Below are 25222 nucleotides of genomic sequence, written 5' to 3' on the forward strand. Positions count from 1 at the left end.
GTGATCTCAGTAAATGTAGTGGAGCACGCTGATGGCGTGGATTTGGAGATGGCCCAGCCACGACATGGGTCCGGAAGCCGGGAATAGTTGAACCGTTGCGCGAGCTCCGGACGGGAGTTGCGCCAGCAGGTCCTGTTGATCCGGCATTGCCAGGTGCAGTCTCTGGCGCTGGGCATCACGAACCCAGCGGTCAGTGCTGGCAGGGGCTGCAAGGGTACCGTCTGCCAGAAGCTGGCCCTGCAGTGTACCGGCATCCGTGATGCCCACCCCGGCGTCGAAGACCTTTCCTGGCAAGGCATCAAATACGACAGCCGCTTCATCGCCGGGCTCTACGTAGGCCAGAGATTTCTCTCTGAAGTCTGCAATCACGTCGGCGTGATCACTCACCAGTGCCGCCATAGAAATGCCTACCCGGGCGTAGGTGCCTTCCTGAACCTGCAGGTTCGAGATGGTGCCACTTTCCTGAGCCCGGATTTCTGTGTATGCGAGATTCAGTTGGGCCTGAGCAAGGTCGTTACGGGCCTGGCGGAGCCTCAGGTTCTGTTCGTCCGTCAGTCCGCGCTGAACCGAAAGTTCCCTGACCTGCGCCTGGGCGGCCCGGACATTTGCCTGCGCGGCCTCGTGTTCTGATGCTATCTGGTCAGCCTGCTGCTGCGACACGCCTCCCTGGCTTTTGAGACGTTGCATGCGGGCATTGTCCCTGGCCAGTTGCGCTTCAGTTGCGCGTGCAGCGGCCAGCGCGGCATCAGCGTTGGCCAGTGCGGCATCGTAACCATCGTTCTGAACGCTGGCGGCTTCCAGTGCCAGTTCTGCCTTCTCAATGGCAAGCCTGAAAGGTCTCTGGTCCAGGGTAAACAGCAGATCGCCGGCTTTGACGTGTTGGTTGTTTCGCAAATGAACTTCCGCAACCTGGCCGCTAACCTGTGGCGCGACCTGAACCACACTGTGCATAACCCGCGCCTGAGGCGTCAGAGGCATCCAAAGGTCGGCGATCAGAAAGTAAGCAAAGAGCAGGGCGAAAGCGAGCAGTGACAATCTGACCCAGCGAGCAAAGGCCTGATCGGGTGTCATTACGCACCTCTCCTGGTGTTCAGGTACTGATGGAGGTTAGATTCCATGGCGCAAACGACTGCGGCCAGTTGATCAAGCTGTTCATCATCGACGTTGCCGTAGATGGCCGTTCTTACCGCCTGAATTCTTTCCTCAAGATCGTTCATGACCAGCCGGCCATTTTCAGTGAACCAGAGTGTATGAGCCCGACGGTCGTTGGGAGATATGCGCCGCTCGATGAGATTCTGGTCCTCAAGCTGATTCAACGTTCGTGTTAACGAGGGCATTTCGATCGCAAGGGCGGTTGCCAGTGCTGTCTGGCTGCACCCGTCACCCAGATGGTCAAGGTGTACCATGACCGCCCATCGGCTTTCCGTCAGCTCCAGAGGAGACACTGCAGAAGTGATGGCTTGCCGCCATAGCCGGTGGATTCGGCCCAGGGCGCCTCCGATCGAAGGCTTGAGTTCGTGGGTAGACATAACTGAATTCCTTGGTTCCCGATACCGCTGAACAGCGGTGGGATGTAGGTTTTATTTAGCGTGCTAACAATGGTATCCACGAGAGCGTGTGTTAGCAAGCTAACTAATATAAGTGATAGGACTTACTGTAAAGGCTGGCTCACCACGTTCGTGCCTGAAAAAGCCTGGTTGCCTGGCTCTTTGAACAACTGACTATTTTTCCTGCGCTTTCTCTGAGCCGCGTGGTTGTGCGGTTTGCACCGGGTATCCTTTCGTTTCCAACAATGTTATCCACAGTTTTTGTGGGAAAATACCTGCATCGTGCATAAGTCCACCGCGAAACCCGCTTAAGCCTGGGGGTAATTCAGACTCACCTGTGAATAAGTGGAGGAAATGACCACGAGAAGTCCTCATTGGTAACGGCTTGAACAGGTTGCCTATATTTCGTTCGTTTTCTGCAGGCCCCGTGGTTATGCGGTTTACACCGGGTATCCTTTCGTTTCCAACAACGTTATCCACAGTTTTTGTGGGAAAAGTCCGGGAAGGTGGGGGTGAGTATCCGGGCAAGGCATCCGGGCAAAGTCACGAGGGGGTCAGTGTGACAGTACCCGGATATGAGGTCAGTTCTGAGTCAGGCGGGGGAATGGGATGGTCAAACGGCGGTTGTCACGTATTTTAGGACTTCCACAACCTGCTCCGGGGTCTGTGCCCAGGCCATTGCGGCAGCATCCACTTCCTTCAGGGGGTGAACAATGTCATCCCCATGCAGAGTGATGTAGGGCGTGCCCAGTGCTGCGCAGTATCCTGCGTCGAAGGCTGCATTCCACTGCTTGTACTTATCGCCGAAGCGAATCACTGCGAGATCACACTGCTCCAGCATGGTCTTGGTGCGGATGCCATTCACCTTTGATGACTGATGGTCGCGCCAGAACGGAACATCCGGCTTGCCCAGTACATCGCCTGCGGCATCGCTGGCATCGTGGTTGGTTACCGGAGCTGTGAATTCAACCGGCAGACCTGCCGCCTTTGCGCCAGCCTGAATCTGCTCACGCCAATCGGTGTGGATTTCGCCAGAAAGGTATACGGTCCAGATCATGGTAGTTTCCTCAGTTTGTGAACTGGAACGCATCATACTGGATAGGGCGATTTGAGTCAGTGTGTGGATTTAAACACATTGACTATTATTCCTCCGATTCCGGGAACAGGCATGGTTATGCGGTTTACACCGGGTATCCTTTCGTTGCCAACAAAGTTATCCACAGTTTCTGTGGGAAAACTCTACCGCTATCCGGTTGTTGTTCCTTGATTAACCCCAGTGGGTCAAAAGGTCCTGGTGCTCGCATACAGCTCCGAAGATCCCGCCTTCATTCATCATCATCGCCAGACGAAGTTGGCCTGAAAGGTGTCCTTTGAGTATCTCCGTTTCGTCTTCAAAGTTGCGGAGCGCACGTTTCAGGTCGAGGGTGTTCCTGTACACCTGCTCACCGTCCGGCGTCAGCCCGAAACCACTGCGGCCTCGTTCGCACAAGCGAAGATGCAGGCGCTCCTCCAACTGCCTCAGTTGTCGGCTGATGTTGCTGGCATCACGGTTCAGAAGGGTCTGGGCGTTGGCTATGCCCTGGCATTCAACAACAGCAATGAAGACGTCAAGCAGGCGTAGATCAATGTCACTCAGGTTCATCTGGTCATTTATTCAAGTATTGGTCGATAAGTTCGTGCAGGCGAACTTTACCAAAACTCGGGTCGTGTCCACCGTGAACCATAGATACCGGGAGCCGTCTCAGGCGTTCCATGGTCGCAGTGTATGCTTGCTTATCGGCGCCTTCAATGTCATCAAGCAGAGGGCCATCGTAGATGGCATCGCCAGAGAACAGGGTACCGGAAGATTTGTCCCACAAGCCGATACTTCCGGGCGAGTGGCCAGGCAGGTGCAGTACTTCGAATGCACTGTTACCCAGGTCGAGAACGTCCCCTTCGTCAATTAGTCGGGTGGGTTCCGTTGCCGCGCTGCGGAAGGTCACGGGATCGAATTGCGCGTGTGGATAGGCATCAATCAGCAGGTCCGGTATGTCATAGTTGTCACCGCCAAAGGCTTCGCGCATTCCGGCAGGCCAATGGCAGGCACAGAGGATTGGGAAATCGTCCGGAGTGCGCAGATTGTCAGCTTCGAGGGGATGGACCAGCCGCTGATCGAACTCGTGCAGGCTGCCAATGTGGTCGAAGTGGGTGTGGGTGGCCACAGCCATTAAAGGCTTGTCCAGGAGCTCTGCCATGGCTTCTTTGAGATTGCTGATGCCCATGCCGGAGTCGATCAGGATGTCGGCATCCCGTCCCCTGACATGCCAGATATTGCACCGGGCCAGCGGGCAAACGTGAGGTTCCCAGAGCAGTGTGATCCGGTCATCAATACGCTTTTTTTCAAACCAGCGGTCTGCGATCTTCATGTTGTGGCCCTTCAGGCTGCATCCCGCCCTTCATCCTGCATCAACCGCCGGATATGAAGCTCAAGCCGTCGGTACTCTTCGCTCTGAAGGAATGCTTCCCGGTCATTGGGTGGCAGTGCGGATTTAAAATCGGTGTGGATGACTTCCTTGAGACGCCCTGGATGACGGGACAGGAAGAACACGACATCGCCGAGGTAGAGTGCCTCTTCTATGTCGTGGGAGACCACCATGACGGAGGTCCGCTCCTTGCGCACAATACCCAGCAGAAGGTCCTGCATTTGCCACCGGGTTTCAGGATCAAGCGCGCCAAAAGGCTCGTCCATCAGCAGGAGTTCCGGATAGTTGGCAAGGGTGCGGGCGATGGCAACCCGCTGGCGCATGCCACCGGACAGTTGATGGGGGTAGGCGTCGGCAAATTTTTCCAGCCCCACAGCCCGGATGAAATGCTCTACGGTGCCTTCGTTCAGTGCACTGCGGTCAGAGTTTATTCTGAGACCATAGGCGACGTTGTCTTTCACCGATAGCCAGGGAAAGGATGTGTAGTCCTGGAAGACCATGCCCCGGTCACGGCCGGGCTGATCAACAGCCCGGCCATTGAGGGTGATCGTGCCTTCCGATGGATTTTCCAGGCCAGCTACCATGCGCAGCAATGTGGATTTGCCGCAGCCGGAGGGGCCCAGCAGCACGCCAACTTTGCCTGCCGGCAGTTCCAGAGAAATGTTCTCCAGTGCCTGGATGTCCCGGCCTCCTGACCGGAATGTCTTGCCAACATTGGATATGCTGAGGCCGTTACTGGAAGGCATGGTCATGACTCCTGTTACTCCGCAGACTCAATAATGGCTTTCAGGGGTGCCATGTTCACGCCGGATTCCATAGGGTGGCTGGCGTCGACCAGGCCGAACTTCAGCCACCAGTCGGTCACGGTATCCCAGTTTTCTGTGACCTGGCCGTTTGGCAGCCCCAGCGGCAGTTCACCCGGAATCAGACCCATGTATTTAGCCGCCTGTGACTTGTCGAATACCCAGATGCCGCCTTTGTAGATCTCGCCGTCCGATCCAAGCACCTTCTCAACGTCAGACACCGGGAAATTGAGGCCTTTTGCGATGATCTCATTGGCTTCTGCCGGATTGGCTTTCCAGTAATCCACGGCATCGAAGTACGCCTGCATTGCTTTCGCTGCGGTTTCCGGATGTTGTGTCAGAAAGGTATCGCTCATATACATGGCGTCACCGAGCAGGGCCGTTTCGATCCAGCCTGGCTCCAGTGAGGAAGCAACAACCTTGGAGCCGGGCAGGGCCTCCAGAGCCTGTGAGCCAAAAGGTTCCCAGAATTCAGCAGCACTGACATCACCACCGACCAGCGCGCCGACGGCGTCATCCATGATCAGGTTGGTAAACTGGACTTCATCAATGCCTACCCCGTTTGCCTCAAGCCATTTTCCCACGAAAATCTGGGTCAGACCGCCTTCCAGAACGGCGACGGATTTACCTTTCAGATCTTCCGCAGACTCGATCCCCGGCGCCAGTACAATTTTGTCTGTGCCATAGGAAGGGTTCGTGTAGGTGACCATTTTGACCGGCACACCTTTGTCTGCGGCTATCGGCGCGTATTCTGCCGTGCTGGACGTGACATCCAGTCCGTCAGCGGCCATCAGCCCGAAACTTTCGTAAGGGTCTTCAATGATGGAAATTTCGAAGTCGAGATCCGGTGCCAGATTTTTTTCCTGGGCAATAAACCAGAACCCGTATCCGGGCCAGGAAAACAGAGATAACCGTACGGTTTCTGCAGCCAGCGCGCTGCTGGAAAGCAGGGCCAGTGCTGCGACAGATAGTCCACGTTTAAACCAGTCCATTACGTATTTCCTCTTGGGGTTGGGATGCAAATCGGGAGGTGCCCATCCATCAGGAATGGGACCGTCCGAGATAGGGAAAACATTTTCGGTAAATCAGTCTGAACAGAACGTCGAACAGCAGTCCCAGGACGCCGATGGTGACAATGCCAGCCATGATGTCGTCGACATGAACAAAGCGTTTTGCCCGCATCATCATGGCCCCGATGCCGTCGGTCGCTGCGACGATTTCTGCGATGACCAGGTAAGTCCAGCTGACAGCCAGCATCTGCCTGCAAGTGTCGACATAGCCCGGCAGGGAGTGCCTGAAGAGTACGGTCCACAGGATGATTCGCCGTCCACCGCCCAGTGTTTTGGCTGTTTCAATCAACACCTTGGGTGTTTGCCGGGTGACATCGGCCAGCATGATGACCAGAAAGAAAACGACGCCCATCAGCAACAGGGTGATCTTTTGGGAATTTCCTGTCCCCAGCCACATAAGCAGTAGCGGGATGAAGGCAGGAGCAGGGAGGTACCGCCAGGCACCGAGCAGAGGGTTGAGTACGCCATCAACACGGGCGAAGGAACCCATCAGCAGGCCCAGCGGCAGGGCGATCAGAACGGCGATCACGAAGCTGGCAACAATCCTGGTGATACTGGAGATCACATCGCTCAGAAAGTTCTGTTCAAGGAACAGCGTTTTCAGCGAGTCGAACACAGCAACGGGCCCGGGATACAGGCGATCAGGTGCAAGATCCATTTGCGCGGTGATCTGCCACAGCAGGAAAAAGGCAACCCAGCCAACGGCTCCGAGAATCAATCGCTGATTGACGGGAAGTGACTGATTGAAATCGAACCAGTAGCCCCGGCGCTTTTTCGGTGTGGCGCTGGTAGGGACTACTGGTTCCAGCGCTTGTCCAGTCGCTCTGTCGGAGAGTTTTGCAGTCATGGATTTGGCCTCAGAACGCGGTCAGGAAACTGAGCCCGTAAACCGGCACTGCGGACCCTTCCCGCAGCGCTTCGGGTACCTCCACCTGGCCGTAGGTTTCGGCATAGATTCCGGCGATACGGTTGCGGTGATAGCTCTTGATCTGACCTTTGAGGCCAACGGTGCGGGTGTAGGTTGAGCCGTAGAGTTCATTGTGGAGCGCAGGCAATTTGTACCAGGGCATGGTGGGCTTTGTGTGGTGCGCGTTGTGATAGCAAAAATTGAGAATCAGTAGATTCAAAACGGGCCAGCGTCGGGAAATCAGGTTGCTGTAGGTATTGTTCTCTTCGTATTCCCGGTTGCCTTTGTACGGGAACGATGCGTCCGGGTCGTGCAGGTTCACTACGATTTCGTAGTTGTGCTGGTAGGCGTCGAAGAAACGCAGGACCATGAGCATCAGCGTATAGGCTATGGCATAGAGCAGCACGGCTTTGAGGCTCCAGAAGGCCAGGCATACCAGTATTACGGCCCTTGTAAGGAGTACCCCCAAAAGGCGCTTCCGTTGAGATGCATTTCCTACAGAGGTCAGCGGGGCAATCATGAGCATGGCGTGCATCAGGATGTCCACGGCCGGGAAGTAGCACCACTCAAGAGCGAAGACCAGTTTTTCCGTTTTGGGGTGGGCCTTCAGCCATGCCCGATAATCGAATGCGATGGGATCGGTGTTGTCCACGTGATGGCGCATGTGCTTGTAGCGAAGGTCTTCATAGGTGCCGTAGCTTCCGCCGGTAATCCAGTTCAGCAGTTTGCCGAGCCGGGTGTTATGGGCGGTGTTTTTGAAGATCGCATTGTGGGCACAGTCGTGAACAAGATAAGCAGCGATGACCATCCCGTGCGCACAGGCGATCACGCCCAGTATTGGCAAGATAACCCCGGGTTGCGCCATCATCACCCAGCCGCCGACATAAGCCGCGACGATATAGCTAAGGACCAGTGTCAGGGGCCAGACACCGTCTGAATGTCTGAAATACTGGGTTACATGGGCCATCGGTTTAACCTCCCTCCAGGGTGTTATGCAATTTTTGAAGTCTTCACGGCTGCTGAATGCCAACGATCGAAATGGGCGAGTTCCTCTTCACCAATCCAGCGATTGACGCTCCAGAGATCTGCAACCGGTGCCTGTGTGAAGGGAAGCAGGTGCAGGTAACCATCGGTACCGAACTCAGGGGTCATGCTTGTGTAATCCAGGCCGCGTTCCGCCTGGGACTGCCAAACGGCTTCCCAACAGGCCTGGTGTGAGGCCAGCGCTTCGGCATATTCCGGAGCGGCAGGGTGAGGGACCTGAGGGCCCTGATCGTATCCAACCCGTGAGTGGATATGTCTCGCCTGTTGCGCAGTGCGCAGAATGCTTTCCCACTCAATGTGGGGCAGGCGCTCGCACACGACTGCCCAATGACTGAAGTCGCAGGTGACATCAATGTGTGGAACCTTGTCGAGAATGGCGATGGTGTTCCATGGGCTGAAGAAACTCCTGCCTCTGTGAGTTTCGAAGCTCACAGGAGTGTTGAGTCGGTCGGCAATATTCTGGGCTTCCGTGAAGAATCGGACAGAATCTTCAATCGGCCATGCGTCGCAACCGCCCATGACGTTGACGAATTCCGGGACAAGGCCCGTTGTTTCGGCGAGTTTCAGCCTGGCTTCAAAGTCGTTCAGGTGGTCACTGATGCTGGCGTCACGCCGGGGTACATAGCTGCCTGCAGTGCAGACTTCCTGAATCCACAACAGACCGTTTTCCGTCAGGGTCCTGCCGAAGGCTTCCGCTTCCTCGGGGGTGTTCGGCACTGGAGCTTCAATGCCGTCAAAATCTGCCGCTTTTACCTGCTTGACCGCATCTGTCAGGGAACCGTTATGTCCCCAGAGGGTTTTGAACCGTTTTAAGCGCATTGGGTGTCACCGAGCTATGCCATGAAGAATGTATGAAATGCTCTGCAACCCCTGTGCCATAAGCGAAAATGGCCAATATACATACATGCCAGCATGTAGATGGGGTGTTTTGGGGGTGGAGTAAGAGGTTTGGATGCTAATCAAAGGTGCAGGTGCACATGCATAGTGCGAGATGGTTCACAAAAATGACGAGCCCCAAAGTCCGTTGAGCCACAGCCGAAAAGTGAACCTTTTGGTGTTATTCCCGTGACGTGAGATTGATTCACCCATTGAATAACAACAAAAGGGAATCCTATGAAGAATCAGAAAACAGCACTTGCGCTGGCCGTTCTGGCTATCCTCGGAGGATGCGGGGGCGGTGATGGCGAAGGCCCGGTGCCTTCCTCTAGTAGTGTCGCCGGCGACGTCGTCACCAATACGCCAGCCTCGAACACACCTGCCTCCGAAGTGGGCGGAGATGCTGTGATCCGGGTACTTTCGAACCGTCCTGATCTTATCAGCGCCGGTGACGCGTTGATCGAAATTGAAATCGCCGAGCCAGAAAGCCAGGCCGGCGCTCAACTCTACCTGAACGGAGCGAGGGTTCATCCGGATCTTGTTGCGGTAGCTGATCGCGAAGGCGTGAGCCGTGCGTTAATCGATGGTCTCGCATTGGGGGAAAATGAACTGCGTCTGGTTCTGCCTGGCCATGGTGTGGTCACCAAAACCATTATTAACCATCCCGCTGGCGGGCCTGTCTTTTCCGGCCCACAGGTCCAGCCCTGGACCTGCACCAACGCCGCCGCGATAGATGCGCAGTGTAATCAGGCGCCGGACTATGAAATCAAATACGTCCCTGCCTCGGTGTTTGATCAGTACATGGCAAATTTTGATCCCCAGTCTCCGGGGATTCCGGATGCATTCGTTGCCTACGATCCCGCTAACCCGCCCGCGGAGGAGGATATTGCGACGGTTACCACCGATGAGGGGGTGACAGTGCCGTTTATAGTCCGGGTTGAACGGGGTGTCTTGAACCGGGATCGCTACCAGATTATGTCCCTTTACCAGCCCGATACATCCTGGGATGGCACCCGGCCGCAAGAGCAATGGAACGGCAAGGTTCTGGTTCATCACGGCGGGAATGTCGGTGTCAGCTTTGCCATGGGCAATCCGCCCAACGGCGACATCGCCGGCACAGCTCCGGACGGGTTTGAGGTGCTGCTGGGGGATAGTATCTCGGTGGCCTTGTCCAAAGGCTTTGTTACGTTGTCCACCGCGCAGGCAAACCTTGGCCATAACGTGAATCTGGTGACTGCGGCAGAATCCCTGGTAATGGCCAAGGAACGCATTGTCGAGCAGTACGGGCCAATCCGGTACACCATCGGAACGGGATGTTCAGGCGGTTCCATTGCACAGCAACACATTGCCAATGCTTATCCTGGTATTTATCAGGGATTGATTGTGCAGTGTTCCTATCCGGATGTGTGGACCACCGCAACGCAGTTTGCGGACTACAACCTGCTCAACAACTACTTCGGAGCTCAGGTGCCTGAGTCCCCTGAGGATCTGACATCGTTCCTGGAAAAACTGCTGACATCAGAATATCTCGCGTTGCAGTGGCCAGCGTTGTACGGCCATCTGCCGATTAATCCTATCGCCTCAGATCTCGCCTTTTTCCCCTCTGCCTTCCCCGATCAGAAACTGCCCGGGGCTGAATGGTAAGGCCGAAGTGTATGACAAACAGGAGCGCCCGGATGGCCTGCGCTGCGGTTTGATCGACTATATGAAAACCCAGTTCGGCATACGTACTCCAGAGGTCTGGTCCCCCAATGAGCAATTGCTGTCACGGGGATTCACCGGGATACCACTGGATAACGTTGGTGTGCAGTATGGTTTGCGAGCGCTGCAGGATGGTGTCATTACCGCAGACCAATTCCTGGCCGTTAACCGGGAAATCGGTGGCTTCGATGTGGATATCGACTACCAGCAAGGGCGCACGGTTGCTGATCCTGAAGCGCTGACCAATGCTTACCGCACAGGTGCAATCAACACGGCGGAACATCTGTCGAACGTTCCGATTATTGACCTGCGGGGCCCTGATCCGGGTATCGCCCATGATGCCTACCACTCGTGGCAGACACGAGCGCGACTGCAGAAAACTCAGGGGCATTCCCGCAATCACACCATCTGGTACGGCGCCTTCCCGCTGGCGGGCGATACCATCTACACCACCGAAGCGCTCTATGTAATGGACGACTGGCTGTCCAATGTTGAAGAAGATGCCAGTAGCGGCTCCGTGGCGGACAAAGTGATTGCCAACAAACCTCTGGAAGCCCGCGATCGGTGCCTGCCAGTGTCTTCGTTGCTCAGCGAGCACGGCCCATTTGTGCCCTATACGGGTAACCTGCTGACGCCTGACCCTACGTGGAACCAGGCGGATATGTTGTCCTTCCCTGAATTGCCTGCGGAGCTTGGCCAGATTCTGGACATCGCTACAGGGCAGGTGTGTGGTCTGGACCTGGGCGAACTGGGGCTTCCCGATATCATTGCAGATCCGTTAAGCCCGCTGACGGATACTGTCGTGTCCGTTCAGCAACTGTTGGTTCAGACCCGATTTGGCACACCGCGCACCGTCGCGGGCGATGACATCACGACCCTGAACAACAAGTGTCAGCTCAAGCCGGTGGATCCGGCAGACTACCCGACGAATCTGCTGAATGGCACCTATGACTCGGAAGCAATGGCGAGGGAAGTGGCGAAAATCTTCCCGGACGGCGTCTGCGATTACAGCAAGCCGCCCGTGGGTGAGGTGCCCACAGTGACCTGGCTGCAATACGGTGATGAGTCCGAGCGGGTGATCGGGGGCGAACCGCTGCCAGAGCACGAAAAGTCTGTATCGGGCTGGGCGGCGCCGTCGTTTGAGGTGAGTCTGTCGCCGGGCACCGATTGAAGACCTGTGCCAGAGGCCCGCGCCTCAGGGGCTAACCTGAGGCGCGGGCAATTCCTTCGGCCAGTGCCACAACACAGTCATCAATTTGGCGATTGGTGGCACTGGCAAATCCCATCACCAGGCCAGTGCGGGCCGCCTCCCCAAGAAAGTGTGCACTCAGCGGTGCGCTGCCAAACCCTCGGGTTCGTAACCACTGGTGTATGGCCGTATCGTCGAACCTTCCTTCCAGCACCAGGTGCATCCCTGCGCTCTCTGCCACCGGGCTGAGTTGGCTTCCCAGGGTGTCGGATACCCGCTGCTGGAAATAAATCCACTTGTCCCTGTAAAGCTGGCGCATGCGCCGCAGGTGACGGGTGAATTGCCCACTTTCGATAAACTCTGCAATGGTGGCCTGAGTGATAAGGGACGATTCCCCGCCGCTGATCTGTTTCGCCCATAACAGGGGCTCTACAGCGGGCTCCGGCACCACAAGGTAGCCCACGCGCAGGCCTGGCATCAGGGTTTTGCTGAAACTGCCCACGTACAGAACCGGCGCATTATCGAACATGCCCTGAATGGCTGCGAAGGGCTTGTTGAAAAAATGAAACTCACTGTCGTAGTCGTCCTCAATAATCCAGCAATTGTTTTGCTGAGCCCATTGCACCAGGGCCATACGCTGGGAGAGATCGAGAATGCCGCCCATCGGGTATTGATGAGTGGGTGTGCAGGACAATAGCTTTGCGGGTCCGAGCCCGGCCAGCGCATCCACATCGAGAACCTGATTCCTGAGCGGTACCGGCACCAGAGGGTTACCATGGCGGCCGAGGGCATAGCGGGCACCCCGGTACCCCGGGTTTTCGCACAGAATCCTGTCGCCGGGCTCCAGAAAGACATCGGCAATGAGCGAGAGTGCCTGTTGAGCACCGTTGGTAATGATGACCTGGCTTTCGTTGCAGCGAACCCCACGGGACGTTCTGAGGTAGCTGGCAATCGCCGAGCGCAGGGGCTGGTATCCCTGAATGCTGTCATAGCCGCGCAACACGCGACGGCTTTCCTGGTGATGAAGAATCCGGTTCCATGCCTTTATCGGAAACTCGTCCAGATCAGGTAATCCCGGCTGGAAGGGGAGGTTGGCATCGGCATTGAGCCGAAGCTTGTCACGAGGGTAATCCGGCAAGGAAGGAAGCGATCTGGAGGCGCCCGGGGAGGGTATCCGTTCGGGCTGGGCGGTCTCACCTGCCGGGTTAATCGCCCTGCCGATATCCTGGTGCACAAAGATGCCTTTGCCTGCGCGGCTTTGTAGAAAACCCTCGGCCTTGAGCTGCTCATAAACAGCATTCACTGTATTTCGACTGATTCCCAGATCCATCGCCATCTGCCTGCTTGAGGGAAGGCGACTGCCAGGCAGATAACGTTGGTGGAGTATGCGCTGGGACAGTTGTTGGTAAAGCTGCTGCTGGAGCGATGAGGCGTTGTTGAGCTGTATGTCGTTTATCATGTCAGCTGGCCCCATAAAAATGTAGAAAGTGGATCTTAATATGGTATCAGTGTTGTCCTTTAATAGAACTCTGTTTGTTGTCATCAGAGTTCTGGGAGCATGTGATGAAATCAGTGGAAAACGCCGCCGATCAACAACCCGCCCTGGCCGTGTGCCCGCGCAGCAGGGTGAAGCGGGCGGCGCAACGCGCCAGCTATGAACGGGCTCCGGCTTATGCCCTGATTGACCGCCTGAAAACGGCCCATATTGCCTTTGTAGAGGATGGCGAACCGCGGATTGTGCCAATGACCGCCTGGCGCCATGGGGACGATGTCTACCTGCACTGCCTTAATGGCGGGAGAATGTCCAAGGTACTGGCCTCAGGCGCATTACTGTGTCTGTCGTTCGCCGTAACCAATGAATGGGTGATGACAAAGTCCGCCTACCACCACAGTGCCAACTATGAGTCGCTGGTCTTGTTCGGCAAGGCTATCCAGATTACCGATAACAGTGAGTTTGATGAAGCGTTCGAGGCGGTCATCAATCAGTTGGAGGCAGGTCGTTGGGATCAGGTAAGGCCACCGAATACCCGGGAGCGCAAAGCGACTGCGCTGTTTCGGATACCGATTGAAGAGGGGGCCTTCAAAAGCCGCACCGGAGGCCCTGTCGAAGAACCTGCAGATATGGATTTGCCTGTCTGGAACGGGACGCTATCAGCGATAGATGGGAAGCAAAGCAAATGATTTGTCTGTAAAAGTTCTTATCTTCTTTCTATACTCTGGCGCTAGGAAACTCGCAATTGTAACGATCAAAAAAGAACCAGAAGGTGCAGAACTGTGGGCGGTCAAATGGGTAAGGGTATGCTTGCAGGCGATGCTCATAAATCGGCCCGTTTGCCGGTAGTGGGCAATGAGGTTGATAGCAGCATCAGCGTCGAAGAGTTTACGGGGTACAACCAATTGGTTTCTACCTTGTATCGCTGCTTGCACACCAACGATGGCTTTCAACCTTTCTTCGATGAGTTCTGTGCCCGGTTCCGGGCACTTCAGGGCGGAATTCTTGCCCTGACCAGCGCTCCGCTCAGAATGCGGTATGGCTGGACGTTTGGCTACCCTGAAGGGTTTGAGCAGTGGTTCGTGAACAGCGATTTGCCCCAGCAGGATGCTGCGCTGTTGCGATTCAGCTCTCTACCGCCGCGCAAGTTCGACTCTCTTGCCGAATGTGATCCTGAGTTTGATCTTCGTCAGATACTGACTGATGCATCGCTGGAATGGGTAGAGCAGATCGGCCTTGGAGACAGCGCCGGGATGCTGATCAGTAAGGATGACGATTCCCGGATCGTTTTTCTCGCTAACCGGCACCGGAGCGAGGGGCCATACTCGCAGAAGGAACTTCTGCAGATGAATATGCTGGCCCCGCATATCGAGAATGCGGTGGACCTGTTCCATAAGCTGTATCACTCCCGCACGAGCAATGAAACGCTGACCATGGCTCTGGATCGGGTTAATAAACCCATGGTCGTGTTCAACGAAATGGCACGAATAGTCCAGTGCAATGCCGCGGCGGAATCCATTCTGCGTTCTCACCCGAGGCTGTTCGTAGACGACCAGGAGGATTCCCGGTTACAGAGTCGGGATGCGGGCTTTAACCGAAAACTCAATGACGCCATTATCACGAGTATCTTTAACGCCCGGGACGGTGTACAGGACATCATCACACTGTTTGATGAAGCGGATGATGAACGTATAGCGATTTGTATCACGCCGCTGGCCATGGGGGAGCGTGAAAACGGAGAAGCGACCGGGCGCTACGGTGCGCTTGCCGAAGTCATCCCCTTTACGGTTACGGCGCCACCGGATATCGACAAACTGTGTGAGTTGTTCCAGTGCACACGCAGTGAGGCCCGTATAGCAGGACAGTTGATGCAGGGTGCATCTATCAATGAGATTGCGGAATCAGAGCATTTGTCGGTACACACGGTTCGTGATTACGTTAAAAGCCTGCTTTCCAAAAATGGCTACCGCCGGCAGGCAGAACTGGTGGGTGCTCTGGTTCGTGCGTTGGGGTGATTTTGGTTAACGATCCTGCCTTGCTACAAACGCTGTACAGCTCGCTGACTGACCGTCAAGGATTTCACGGGTTTCTCGAACAATTGACGGAAGCAGCAAATGGCTGTGCCGCGCAATTGGTGGTTATCCGCAAGCAACCGTTGCGGATTGATCACCTATGGCACCATGGCTTGTCCGACGAGTTTCTGGGCTGGTATCTGGATAACAACATGATTGCCCAGGATGTTGTTTCCAATCATGCAATCCATCAGCCGCCAGGCTTCTTCCAGTCCGCACTGGCACTGTTGCCGGAAAGCAATGTTGATGAAGATTACGATAAGTGGGAAAACGATCAGGACATGCTCGATAGTGCCTGGTTTGTGGTTCATTCAACCCAATCCCACTGTCACGTCCTGACCATTCAGCGCACGGTTAGCCAGGGGCCTTATCTTGCCGAAGAGCTGAAAGCGCTTGACCGGTTGGTACCGTTTATCCGCCAGGCGGTGCAGATGTATCGGCAGCTCAGTGAACAGAGACTGGCCGCCAGTTCTCTCTCTGCGGTTATTGATGTATTGCCCGATGCGACGTTTATCCTGGACGACCAGGCTTTGATTCTGCACTCGAACCGCGCGGCCAGGTCCCTGGTCAAAAAGGAAACCTGCCTGAAGATCTCGGACCAGCGGCTGAGTTTTGGGGAAAAGGACGTGCAGGACTCTTTTCTCAGATCTTCCATACAGGTGGTTCGTTCCAGCCATCTTGCTGATGCTGACTATCGGACGGATCTGCTGATTCTGCAACGGGAGACGCGCAGGCCTCTGTTACTGGCAATTCGCCCCATTGAAAGCAGCGAGTTGCTGGCCGGCGGTGCGCTGGTCACGGTGTATGACCCTGAGCAGCGGGCACTCCCCAGTGCTGACCTGATTGCGGGTTACTTCAATCTCTCACCCATGGAGGCGCAGCTGTGTGCAGACCTGGTGGCTGGACTGAGCCTGAAAGAGGTGGCCGCTCTGCGCCACCGAAGCGAATCCACGCTGCGCACGTACCTGAAACAGGTTTTTGCTAAAACCGGTTACCACCGTCAGGGTGAACTGGTCAGCGGGATTCTGTCGGCTTTGCTGCATTAGCCGACCGGTTCCGGTCAGTGCGTTGTTTGCGCAGCTTAGGGTGCTAATTACTATCGTCATAATTGCCTATATGGCATTGCAGACCCAATCCCGAGAATGAAGGGTTCTTCCAGCTTTATTACTCGAGGAGCCCAGGTTGAACACTCCAGCTGTAACCGGCACATCCCCATCAAGGTTTCGAACCCTCCTTATAGAAATTGCGCTTGCCATGGGTGGGTTTGGAATTGGCACCGGTGAGTTCGCCATCATGGGTCTCATGCCAAATGTCGCTCAGGATCTGGGGGTTACTGAACCTCAGGTTGGGCATCTGATCAGCACCTATGCCCTGGGCGTAGTGGTCGGAGCGCCGATACTGGCAATACTGGGGGCACAACTGTTTCGCCGACAGCTCCTGATCCTGCTGATGGTGTTCTATGCCCTGGGTAACCTGGCAAGTTCTATGGCCAGCAATTACGAAACCCTTCTTATCTTCCGCTTTATCGCTGGTTTGCCACACGGGGCATATTTTGGCGTAGCCGCCTTGGTGGCAGCGTCTCTGGTACCGGCCAATCAACGAGCCAAGGCTGTTAGCCGCGTAATGATGGGACTAACGTTGGCCTTGTTGCTGGGTAACCCTCTGGCGACCCTTATGGGGCAATCGTTGGATTGGCGATACGCATTCGGGTTTGTGGGCGTTATTTCGGTAGTCACTGTTCTGTTGGTCGCCCTGTTTTTACCGAAAGACCCGACCGAAGAAAGACACAGCCCTCTGGGCGAAATCCGGGCCTTCAATCGACCGCAGATCTGGTTGGCACTGGGTATTGGTGCGGTCGGTTTTGCAGGCCTGTTTGCGGTTTTCAGTTACCTCGCCCCGATACTGCTGGAAGTAACCCGGGTTGATCCTGTCTGGATACCTGCGGCGCTGGTGGTTTTCGGCCTGGGAGGTTTTGTTGGGAATATCGTCGGAGGCTGGATATTTGATCGTCTGCAGTTTCGGGCTGTTGGCGTCATCCTTATTTGCAGCGCTGCGGTACTGGCGGTCTTTCCGTCGACGACCGCTTCCTTGCCCGTCATGCTCGTTGCCTGTTTCATGATCGCCATGATGGTGGCCCTGAGCCCTGGTCTCCAAACCCATCTCATGGATGTCGCAACCGGAGCACAAACTCTGGCCGCAGCCTCGCATCATGCGGCGTTCAATGTTGCCAACGCCCTAGGGCCCTGGCTGGGCGGAATGGCCATCACCGCGGGATTTGGCTGGCAGTCTACGGGCTATGTCGGCGCAGCTACAGCCTTTGCCGGATTCCTGATTTTTCTGGTGGCCTGGAGTAGCAGGCCGCGTGATCCCGAGGCAGCCTGCGAAGCAGCTTGACCGGTTGCTCGCAGATGCTAAGTGCCTGATTGCCTGACCGATGAGTCCTCGTCGGTCCCGGGCCTCGGCAGGGTGACCGATACTTTCAGTCCCAGGCCGTCCGGCCCGGTGTTGAGCCGGATATCGCCCCCCATACCTCTGATCAGAGTGCGCGCAATAGCAAGCCCGAGGCCTGCACCGCCGGTTTCCCGGCTTCGGGATTGCTCCAGCCGGTAGAAAGGCTCAAACACCTTTTCCCTCTCAGATTCAGGGATACCGGGTCCGCGATCAATGATCTCAACGGTGGCGTTGCCGGCGTCGGTAGAAAGTCTGACCTCAACGCGCCGCCCATAGGTCACCCCATTCTCAACCAGATTGCGCAGTGCACGTTTGACCGCCTGTGGCTGCCCTTGCAGCACGCACCGGGGACTTTCCCGGTACTCCACGGCCATGCCTATATCCTGTAGATCCGAGCAGAGGCTATCTAGCAGGGTAGCGATGTCGTAGCGCCGGTATTGCTCGGTTGTGCTGCCGCGAATGAAGTCGAGAGTTGCCTCGGAGAGGGTCTGCATTTCCTCCAGTGCTGAGAGCAGGCGCTCTTTATCTTCGCCATCGGGCAGCAGTTCCACCCGCAGGCGCATCGACGTGATCGGAGTTCTCAGGTCGTGGGCGAGTGCAGCCAACAGACGCTCCCGGTCTTTCTGGGCAGCGCTGACCTGATTCTGCATCTGGTTGAAAGCCCGCGTGACCTCTCGAATATCTTCCGGTCCGCGTTCTTCAATATGCACTTTTTCGCCACGGGCAAAGGCGTGGGCAGCTGAGCTGAGTTCGTTGACCGGCCGGAGGATTCTCCGTATGGCCAGCAATATCGTGAGAGTGAGCAGAACAGCCGTAATGCCAACGCTGCTCAGGGTAGCTTTGAGCCAGAGCCATGAAGGAGCCGAAGGCTGTGCACTGGCATTGAACCATTGCCCGGACGATAGTGCCAGAGAGGCCTTCAGCACTGGCGGGCATTCCCGTTGCTCATGCTCTTCATTGCGTTCATGATGATCCTCCCTGTCTTCATGTTTGTCATGTTCGTCGTCTTCATCATGATCAGAGTCGTGGTTCTGGAGGCACGCCAGATTGTCGTTCTCGACGGAAGTGCGTAGCTGATCCCTGGACAGGCTCAGCTGTGATTGCAGTTGATCGGTGATGGGGGGAGCCCCATCGGAGGTAAGAGCAGGTGACGTATCTATGGTCAGTCGCATGGTCGGGGTTGATAGAGCCCTCAGAATGCGGCTTTGGCGCTCAGGGTCAGCGGTGTCGAGGAGAGTATACGCATCTGCAAACCGCTCGAGCACATGTTCCTGACTGGCGCTGCGAAGCGCACCCTGACGCTCACCGGCGAGTATTCCAATGGTAATACCCTGAGCGACCAGCAGGACGACGATTAGGAGCAGGGCCAACTGGCCGCCGGCTCTTTGTGGCCAGATATTCATTCCGGCTCTCCCTCAACGGTGGCAATCCACTGGTAACCACCGCCCCAGATTGTCTTGATCAGCTTCGGCCGTCGGGCATCGGGATCGATTTTTCGCCGTAACCGGCTGACATGGTTGTCGATACTGCGGTCGAACGCATCGGCTTCACGACCCTGTATCAGATCCATCAGCTGATCCCGTGAAAGCACCCGGCCGGCATGTTCGAGAAAGGCGAGCAGTAACTTGTACTCGGCGGTACTCAGCGAAACCTCCACGCCCTCGCCATCAATCAGTTGATGCCTGTCGACATCCAGGGTCCAGCCCTCAAATGAGAGTCGTTGACCGGTCATGGCTGCTCGTTGGGGTGGAAGGGCGGCTGTCCGTCTCAGAACGGCCTTGATTCGAGCCAGCAGTTCCCGGGGATTGAAAGGCTTGGTCAGGTAGTCGTCCGAACCCATTTCCAGGCCGACGATTCGATCGGTGTCTTCGCTCATGGCGGTGAGCAGGATGACGGGCAGCTCCGTGTGTTCCCGCAGGTACCGGCACAATATCAGGCCATCATCGCCGGGCATCATAATGTCCAGTACGACCAGATCGACAGCATGGTCTTTAAGCTGACGTTTCATGGCATCGCCACCATCGGCCAGAAGCACTCGCATGCCATGTTCCTGGAGATACCGCCCGACCAGATCACGAATGTCACGGTGGTCGTCCACCACCAGAATCATGGGAGAAACGCTCACTCTCAACCCCGACTGTTTTTTGATCGTTCCGATTATAGGGGAGTAAACCGGGGGCGTGGGAATGAGGTTGTCGTAAATCGTCGTAATTCCCGCTCCCGCGACAAATTGCGACAAAACCGCCGAGGGACGGAGATATCTCTGCGACAGTTTATTGATGGAATGGCACTCCACAGGCCGATGCCTGATATTTCGATTCAACCCGGAAAGGAGTTCTTGTATGAAAAAGACTACGGCACTGATCGCCCTGACGTCGGTTGCAATGCTAAACGTTTTGCCAGTGACTGCGTCTGCGGACGATGATCGTTGGGAAAATGAACGACATGAATACCGTCGCAACGAAGGATCCATGGGTGGCCGGTTTGAGCAGTACAGCGCTGAGGAAATGCGCATCATGGCCCACGGCAGGGCATTGCAAAGATTTGGCCCTGGGGTGCAGGTAGCCATGAATGAAACGGTTGATGGTACTTATCGGGTGGAACTGCGTGACAGCGAGAAAAACCTGATACGTGAGCACGAATTCAACTGTTTTGGAGATCCGGTGCGGGACCCTCGTAAGGACTGAGCCCCATGAATATGAGTTGGAGCCCGGAATCGGGTATCCCGGACTGTCCCGAAGGAGATCGATGATGAGTATGATGGACGCTGAAAATCGCTACGGGGCTGTTTCCCGGGCTTTACACTGGTCTATGGCCATATTGTTGCTGGTAAATCTGAGCTCCGAGGTTTGGTTTGAAGCACTGGAACACAGTCGCTCGGAGGCCGACCTGATGGTCTGGCACCAGACCCTGGGGATTGCTGTCTTCGGATTGCTTTTGATCCGCATAGCCTGGCGCTGGCTGAATCATTCAAAGATATCGTTGCCAGAAAACTGGGCGAGGGTGGCCAGGTTGGGGCACTTTGTCCTCTACGGTCTGATGGTTTTCATGCCGTTGTCCGGGGTGGCTGTTTCGCTGGGTGAAGGCGATCCGGTATCCTTTTTCGGATGGATGATCTTTACGCCGGGACCGGAAACCGAGTGGCTCGAGGAGGTCGGTGAAGACCTGCACGAAGCCCTGGCAACCGGTTTCTGGATCATGATCGGTCTTCATGTTGCAGCAGCGCTAGTTCATCAGTACTGGCTTGGTGACCGTGTCATGAAGCGTATGGCCTGACTGACAGTCAGATTACCTTGCCCCTGAGGGCCTTGGTCTGCCCCCGACGGGTTTTGCTATCCACTCGTCTGCGCTGGGAAGCCTTGGTGGGCCGGGTTGCCCGCCGGGCTTTCTGCTGCTTCACGGCTTCCTGAATCAGCGCCTTCAGGCGCTCCAGCGCATCTTCCCGGTTCTGTTCATAGGTTCGGAAGGACTGTGCCTTGATAATGATAACGCCGTCCTTGGTCATGCGCTGGTCGGATAACGCCATCAGCCGTTCCTTGTAGAACGGCGGCAGCGTGGAGTGTGGTACGTCAAAACGCAGGTGAACCGCCGAGGCTACCTTGTTGACGTTCTGGCCTCCGGCTCCCTGAGCGCGGATCTGCGTGATCTGTATTTCCCAGTCGGCTATTTCTACGGCGTTTGAAATTTTCAGCATGGTGTCATTCAGGAACTTATGATCTGGTTCCGGCCACCATTCTTGGCTTCGTATAAGCGTTGGTCGACCATGTCCAGAAAGCGTTTTGGGTTGTCATCGCGGCTGGGAATCAGTGTACCAACACCCATGCTTAATGTGACAAGCGGCCCGGTATTATCTCCGCCATGGGGAATCTCCGCCTTTGCCAGCAGTTCCCGGCAGCGTTCGGCAACGGTCAGGGCCGAGTCTGCATCGGTTTCCGGCAGGATCATGACAAATTCTTCGCCTCCGTATCTGGCGACCAGATCCCTCGAACGCTTTGCGGCTTTTGATAGCAGGCTTGCAACGGATTTCAGGCATTCGTCTCCCTGCAGATGACCGTGCAGGTCGTTGTACTGCTTGAAGTTGTCGAGGTCCATCAGAATGATGGACAGAGGCTGGCTGTTCCGCAGGGCGTGAGTCCAGCTTTCCTCCAGTACGTTATCAAACATCCTTCGGTTGGCGATTCCGGTCAGTCCATCCTTGAAAGAGTATTCTTCGAGCTGCTTCTGCAATTCAGCCAGTTCCTGCTCGGTTTTCTTGCGCTCGCTGATGTCGAACATGAAACCGATCAGCGCCTCGACCTCACCGTCGTCAGTGCGAACAACGTGCACCACATCGCGAATCCAGACGTGATGGCCGTCCTTGTGAAGGGCCCGGTAATCAGCCTCATGATCCACACCGGATTGCGACTGGGACACGCAGAAATTCACTACCCATTCACGATCTTCAGGATGCATTCGGGTCGCCCAGTCATCCACGCTGACCCAGCTTTCCGGAGTCCACCCCAGCAGCGCTTCGATCTGCGGCCCGATATAGGCGAACTGCATGGTGTTCCAGTCGATCTTCCAAGGGATGGCCTTGGTTGATTCGAGCAGGGTTTTGTAGACGGAACTGTTGTCATCCAGCTCGGCGGGTTTTGAGTACACGGGGCTTTACTCCGGGAGGTGTCTTAAACCCACAACCATAGTGCATTCTGTCATACAAAAACACTGTTCTGTCGTTGTTGTCGTCAGGTTGCCTTGTCCAGCTCCCGTTCAACCGCCTTTGGCGCGCCCAGCGCCAGTATTACCGCACACGTCGAACACGCCAGCATCGTCAGCACGATAGCCTGCAGAGACTCGCCCCCGATAAAGGAAGACAAAGCACTGATTCCCCCTGCAATGGTGAATTGCGAAGCGCCCAGCAACGCAGCGGCGGTTCCTCCCAGGTGTGGGAAAAACTCAAGGGCATTGGCCATGTTGTTCGGCACAATGGCTCCCTGCCAACCGATGGTTGCGATGATAAAGGGGGCGACGGCCCAGAGAGAGCCTCCGAGAGAAACAGCAACCACCAGGCATATCAAAGCAAGAAACTGCAGCGTTACCTGAGCCCGCAGCAGCAGCACGGAACTGAAGCGGCGAAGCAGTGGGCGGTTAGCCATATTCAGCAATGCCATCAGGATGATGTTGGCGGCAAACAGCATGGAAAACATGGAGTTTGATAGGCCAAACCACTCCTGATAAATAAAGGACGAATGGGTAATGAACAACAGCATGGTGCTGAAACACATCACCTGAATGCCAACGAATCGCATGGTGGTCTTGTGGCGAAGCACCAGCATGTAGTTAGTAACCAGTGTCCGCACCGGAGTAGTGGCTTTAGGGCGTGGTGCCAGTTTCGGAAACAGGAACGATTGCAGTGCAACGGCGAGAAACACGGCGTAGCCGGCCAGCATCAGGAAGATGCTGTGCCAATCGCCCATGGTCAGCATCAGGGCTCCCAGTGACGGTGCGGCAGCCGGTGCGATAAACATGATCAGGCCAATGAGGCCAAACAGCCGTGCCGCTTCCTGGCCACTGACCTGATCCCGCACAATTGCCGGCACAGATACGGCGCAGAAAGCACCGCCAACGCCCTGAACAACGCGCCAGATCACCATATCCGAAAGCGTGTCAGCAAGAGATATCATGACGCCGGCAACGGCAAACACCGCGAGCCCCCCCAGAAGGATGGGGCGCCGACCGTAGCGGTCCGACAGAGGGCCACCAACCAGTTGCGCAAGGCCGAGGGTTGTTACGTAGGCACTGAGCGTAAGGCCCACATCAGCGTGTGGGATGCCCAGGGCATCAGCAATGCTCGGAAAAGCTGGCAGGTAAGCGTCCAGTGCCAGAGGCCCGAGGGCAACGGTTATTCCGAGTAAGAAAGCGAGTTTGAGATGGGACACGGTCTACCTCCTTGGTAGATAGAAAGCTAATGATAATAGCTATCTATTGCAATGAGCAATTTCCGAAGAGGTTTTGCCGAATGCCGGTCGGAATTATCGTTTGATCATGGTGAACAGGTGTTACCATCTGACGATTATTTAAGACCTTTATCGGAGTATTGATCCAGTGAAACGGCTTTCTTTGACTGCTTTTGCCGCAACCATCCTTCTCACCGGCTGCCAGACATCCACCTACATGTCGACTGCCGCAACCGATGGCGATGGCATCACCTGCAACGAGATTTATCAGGCGTTTGATGCCTATAACAGCGATCGCCAGTCAGCCTCTGCTCTGGCCGAGCTTGGCCGCCTGATCAGTCCGACCGCTGGCGGCTATGCCGATATGGGGGTAAATCAGGCCTCCAAGTATTACGAACAGATCAAGGCGAGTGCCAACATTGCACTAGCCGTTCGTGGCTGCCAGCCTGTTAACTGAACCTTCAACACCACTCAGTTCGGGAGCTGTCAGTATGCCGGAAGATCCACTCAAGTCCCTGTCTGATATGGCCAGCGATGCCCATGCCCGCATTCAGGCAACCCATGAGCATATTAATCCTGTGGTGGAAGTTCGCAGAGGCATGCGGGATTCTGGTATCCCGGCCGACGTCATGACCATCGATTGTCTGCGAACCCGGCGCCGAATCACCCTCATTCTGCACGATGCCCGGCCGGGTAATCTCCTGTATCAGTTCATTACGATTGATGAGGAAGTGGGTAATAACTTCCAGTCCATGGAGCTCTCCGCGATGTCAGCGGATACCCTCTTTGACTGGATACAGGATTATTTCGGTTAAAACACTCCAACCAATAATAAAAAGGATCAACTATGTCTGCCCAGACTGTCTGGATTACCGGCGCTTCGTCCGGCATTGGTGAAGCACTGGCTGTTCAGTTTGCCCGCCGCGCTGGCGGTGCGCTTGTTCTGTCTGCCCGGAGGGAAGAAGAGCTAAACCGGGTTGCACAGCGCTGTGTGGATGCGGGGATGTCCAGCGAACGGATTCTTGTTCTGCCTCTGGATGTTACTGAATGGGAAACATTGCCAGCGGCGGTGAAAACCGTGATCGACCGTTTCGGCTCCATCGACCTGCTCGTCAACAATGCGGGTCTCTCTCAGCGTTCCCTGTGCAAGGATACGGACATGTCTGTCTATCAGAAGTTGATGGATGTGGACGTCATGGGGCAAATCGCGCTGACCAAAGCCGTCCTTCCCCACATGCTTGAGCGGCGCTCGGGACACCTGGCCGTAACCGCCAGCGTTGCAGGAAAAGTTGGTGTGCCCCAGCGCACCGGATATTGTGCGGCCAAGCATGCGGTGATGGGCTTTTTCGATGCTCTGCGAGCGGAAGTTGAAGATGAGGGCGTGCAGGTATCGACGATCGTTCCTGGGTTTATCAGAACAGACATTTCCCGCAATGCGCTGTCAGCCGATGGCACGGCATTTGGGAGAGTAGATGACAATATTGCCGGTGGCATGGATGTGGACGAGTGCGCTGAAGTCATCTTGAAGGGGCTCAGCGCTGGTAAGCGGGAAATTCCGGTGGGCAAAGGCAAAGAGATGTCGGCTCTGTGGATTAAACGCCTAGCGCCGGAAATGCTGTTCAGAATCACCCGCTCCATGAACTAGATATCAGCTCGGTCTCCCCGTGGAAGG

General features: G+C 55.8%; 27 protein-coding genes. 11 read left to right on the plus strand and 16 right to left on the minus strand.

Going from position 1 to position 25222, the window contains the following annotated elements:
• Positions 1-6: 6 nt before the first annotated feature.
• The 10 genes from FWJ25_RS03095 to FWJ25_RS03140 all read right to left on the minus strand — a co-directional run bounded on the left by FWJ25_RS03095 (position 7) and on the right by FWJ25_RS03140 (position 8652).
• On the minus strand, positions 7-1071 hold the full coding sequence (locus FWJ25_RS03095; RefSeq protein ID WP_149598761.1) for an HlyD family secretion protein: 1065 nt from the start codon (positions 1069-1071) through the stop codon (positions 7-9).
• The gene (locus FWJ25_RS03100) at positions 1071-1529 is read right to left on the minus strand and encodes a MarR family transcriptional regulator (protein ID WP_149598762.1); all 459 of its coding nucleotides are present in this window, start codon (positions 1527-1529) and stop codon (positions 1071-1073) included. The genes FWJ25_RS03095 and FWJ25_RS03100 overlap by 1 nt, the downstream gene beginning before the upstream one ends.
• A gap of 631 nt (positions 1530-2160) precedes the next feature.
• Positions 2161-2604: a YtoQ family protein gene (locus FWJ25_RS03105; RefSeq protein WP_149598763.1), complete on the minus strand. Its 444-nt coding sequence runs from the start codon at positions 2602-2604 to the stop codon at positions 2161-2163.
• 210 nt (positions 2605-2814) lie between these two features.
• Positions 2815-3189 carry a LysR family transcriptional regulator gene (locus tag FWJ25_RS03110; protein ID WP_149598764.1) on the minus strand — a complete coding sequence of 125 codons (375 nt, stop codon included), beginning with the start codon at positions 3187-3189 and terminating at the stop codon, positions 2815-2817.
• A 4-nt stretch (positions 3190-3193) separates the two neighbouring features.
• The gene (locus FWJ25_RS03115) at positions 3194-3952 is read right to left on the minus strand and encodes an MBL fold metallo-hydrolase (protein ID WP_149598765.1); all 759 of its coding nucleotides are present in this window, start codon (positions 3950-3952) and stop codon (positions 3194-3196) included.
• Between the two features lie 11 nt (positions 3953-3963).
• Positions 3964-4755 (minus strand): ABC transporter ATP-binding protein, encoded by a 792-nt coding sequence (locus FWJ25_RS03120; RefSeq protein ID WP_246166634.1) that lies wholly within the window; start codon positions 4753-4755, stop codon positions 3964-3966.
• Positions 4756-4769: 14 nt separating this feature from the next.
• The gene (locus FWJ25_RS03125) at positions 4770-5804 is read right to left on the minus strand and encodes an ABC transporter substrate-binding protein (RefSeq protein WP_149598767.1); all 1035 of its coding nucleotides are present in this window, start codon (positions 5802-5804) and stop codon (positions 4770-4772) included.
• 49 nt (positions 5805-5853) lie between these two features.
• On the minus strand, positions 5854-6729 hold the full coding sequence (locus tag FWJ25_RS03130; RefSeq protein ID WP_246166635.1) for an ABC transporter permease: 876 nt from the start codon (positions 6727-6729) through the stop codon (positions 5854-5856).
• 10 nt (positions 6730-6739) lie between these two features.
• Positions 6740-7756 (minus strand): fatty acid desaturase family protein, encoded by a 1017-nt coding sequence (locus FWJ25_RS03135; RefSeq protein WP_149598768.1) that lies wholly within the window; start codon positions 7754-7756, stop codon positions 6740-6742.
• A 23-nt stretch (positions 7757-7779) separates the two neighbouring features.
• A complete protein-coding gene (locus tag FWJ25_RS03140; RefSeq protein WP_149598769.1) occupies positions 7780-8652 on the minus strand; it encodes a sugar phosphate isomerase/epimerase family protein in 873 nt (290 codons plus the stop codon).
• Positions 8653-8946: 294 nt separating this feature from the next.
• Here FWJ25_RS03140 and FWJ25_RS19985 point away from each other — a divergent pair, with 294 nt between their 5' ends.
• Both FWJ25_RS19985 and FWJ25_RS19990 read left to right on the plus strand, forming a co-directional pair.
• Positions 8947-10353, plus strand: a complete 1407-nt coding sequence (locus tag FWJ25_RS19985) for a DUF6351 family protein (RefSeq protein WP_223163212.1) — start codon at positions 8947-8949, stop codon at positions 10351-10353.
• A gap of 7 nt (positions 10354-10360) precedes the next feature.
• Entirely contained in the window at positions 10361-11581 is a 1221-nt protein-coding gene (locus tag FWJ25_RS19990) for a DUF6351 family protein (RefSeq protein WP_223163213.1), read from the plus strand.
• Positions 11582-11612: 31 nt separating this feature from the next.
• On the opposite strand, the gene pdxR is transcribed toward FWJ25_RS19990, so the two are convergent.
• A complete protein-coding gene (pdxR, locus tag FWJ25_RS03150) occupies positions 11613-13058 on the minus strand; it encodes a MocR-like pyridoxine biosynthesis transcription factor PdxR (protein WP_149598770.1) in 1446 nt (481 codons plus the stop codon).
• A 104-nt stretch (positions 13059-13162) separates the two neighbouring features.
• On the opposite strand from pdxR, the gene FWJ25_RS03155 reads away from it, so the two are divergent.
• The 4 genes from FWJ25_RS03155 to FWJ25_RS03170 all read left to right on the plus strand — a co-directional run bounded on the left by FWJ25_RS03155 (position 13163) and on the right by FWJ25_RS03170 (position 17557).
• Positions 13163-13780 carry a pyridoxamine 5'-phosphate oxidase family protein gene (locus tag FWJ25_RS03155; protein WP_149598771.1) on the plus strand — a complete coding sequence of 206 codons (618 nt, stop codon included), beginning with the start codon at positions 13163-13165 and terminating at the stop codon, positions 13778-13780.
• Positions 13781-13885: 105 nt separating this feature from the next.
• Positions 13886-15106, plus strand: a complete 1221-nt coding sequence (locus tag FWJ25_RS03160; RefSeq protein ID WP_188093552.1) for a helix-turn-helix transcriptional regulator — start codon at positions 13886-13888, stop codon at positions 15104-15106.
• A 2-nt stretch (positions 15107-15108) separates the two neighbouring features.
• The gene (locus tag FWJ25_RS03165) at positions 15109-16209 is read left to right on the plus strand and encodes a helix-turn-helix transcriptional regulator (RefSeq protein ID WP_223163214.1); all 1101 of its coding nucleotides are present in this window, start codon (positions 15109-15111) and stop codon (positions 16207-16209) included.
• Between the two features lie 136 nt (positions 16210-16345).
• On the plus strand, positions 16346-17557 hold the full coding sequence (locus FWJ25_RS03170) for an MFS transporter (protein ID WP_246166636.1): 1212 nt from the start codon (positions 16346-16348) through the stop codon (positions 17555-17557).
• Positions 17558-17574: 17 nt separating this feature from the next.
• Here the strand turns inward: FWJ25_RS03170 and FWJ25_RS03175 are convergent, their stop codons facing one another.
• Complete coding sequence (locus FWJ25_RS03175; protein ID WP_149598774.1) at positions 17575-19017, minus strand: sensor histidine kinase; 1443 nt, start codon at positions 19015-19017, stop codon at positions 17575-17577.
• Positions 19014-19724: a response regulator gene (locus FWJ25_RS03180; RefSeq protein ID WP_223163223.1), complete on the minus strand. Its 711-nt coding sequence runs from the start codon at positions 19722-19724 to the stop codon at positions 19014-19016. Before FWJ25_RS03180 ends, FWJ25_RS03175 begins: the two co-directional genes overlap by 4 nt.
• 232 nt (positions 19725-19956) lie before the next feature.
• On the opposite strand from FWJ25_RS03180, the gene FWJ25_RS03185 reads away from it, so the two are divergent.
• Positions 19957-20301, plus strand: coding sequence for a hypothetical protein (locus FWJ25_RS03185; RefSeq protein ID WP_149598776.1), 345 nt, complete (start codon positions 19957-19959; stop codon positions 20299-20301).
• 64 nt (positions 20302-20365) lie between these two features.
• Complete coding sequence (locus FWJ25_RS03190) at positions 20366-20890, plus strand: cytochrome b (protein ID WP_149598777.1); 525 nt, start codon at positions 20366-20368, stop codon at positions 20888-20890.
• A gap of 7 nt (positions 20891-20897) precedes the next feature.
• Here the strand turns inward: FWJ25_RS03190 and arfB are convergent, their stop codons facing one another.
• The 3 genes from arfB to FWJ25_RS03205 form a co-directional block, all read right to left on the minus strand.
• Positions 20898-21308: an alternative ribosome rescue aminoacyl-tRNA hydrolase ArfB gene (gene arfB, locus FWJ25_RS03195; RefSeq protein ID WP_149598778.1), complete on the minus strand. Its 411-nt coding sequence runs from the start codon at positions 21306-21308 to the stop codon at positions 20898-20900.
• Positions 21309-21316: 8 nt separating this feature from the next.
• Positions 21317-22255, minus strand: a complete 939-nt coding sequence (locus FWJ25_RS03200) for a GGDEF domain-containing protein (protein ID WP_149598779.1) — start codon at positions 22253-22255, stop codon at positions 21317-21319.
• A gap of 83 nt (positions 22256-22338) precedes the next feature.
• On the minus strand, positions 22339-23532 hold the full coding sequence (locus FWJ25_RS03205; protein WP_149598780.1) for a multidrug effflux MFS transporter: 1194 nt from the start codon (positions 23530-23532) through the stop codon (positions 22339-22341).
• 166 nt (positions 23533-23698) lie between these two features.
• On the opposite strand from FWJ25_RS03205, the gene FWJ25_RS03210 reads away from it, so the two are divergent.
• The 3 genes from FWJ25_RS03210 to FWJ25_RS03220 are packed head-to-tail and all read left to right on the plus strand — an operon-like array spanning position 23699 to position 25195.
• Positions 23699-24007, plus strand: coding sequence for a hypothetical protein (locus tag FWJ25_RS03210; RefSeq protein ID WP_246166637.1), 309 nt, complete (start codon positions 23699-23701; stop codon positions 24005-24007).
• Positions 24008-24041: 34 nt separating this feature from the next.
• A complete protein-coding gene (locus FWJ25_RS03215) occupies positions 24042-24365 on the plus strand; it encodes a hypothetical protein (protein ID WP_149598781.1) in 324 nt (107 codons plus the stop codon).
• A 32-nt stretch (positions 24366-24397) separates the two neighbouring features.
• A complete protein-coding gene (locus FWJ25_RS03220) occupies positions 24398-25195 on the plus strand; it encodes an SDR family oxidoreductase (RefSeq protein ID WP_149598782.1) in 798 nt (265 codons plus the stop codon).
• Positions 25196-25222 lie beyond the last annotated feature (27 nt).

This window comes from Marinobacter salinexigens, from assembly GCF_008370345.1.
Classification (GTDB): domain Bacteria; phylum Pseudomonadota; class Gammaproteobacteria; order Pseudomonadales; family Oleiphilaceae; genus Marinobacter; species Marinobacter salinexigens.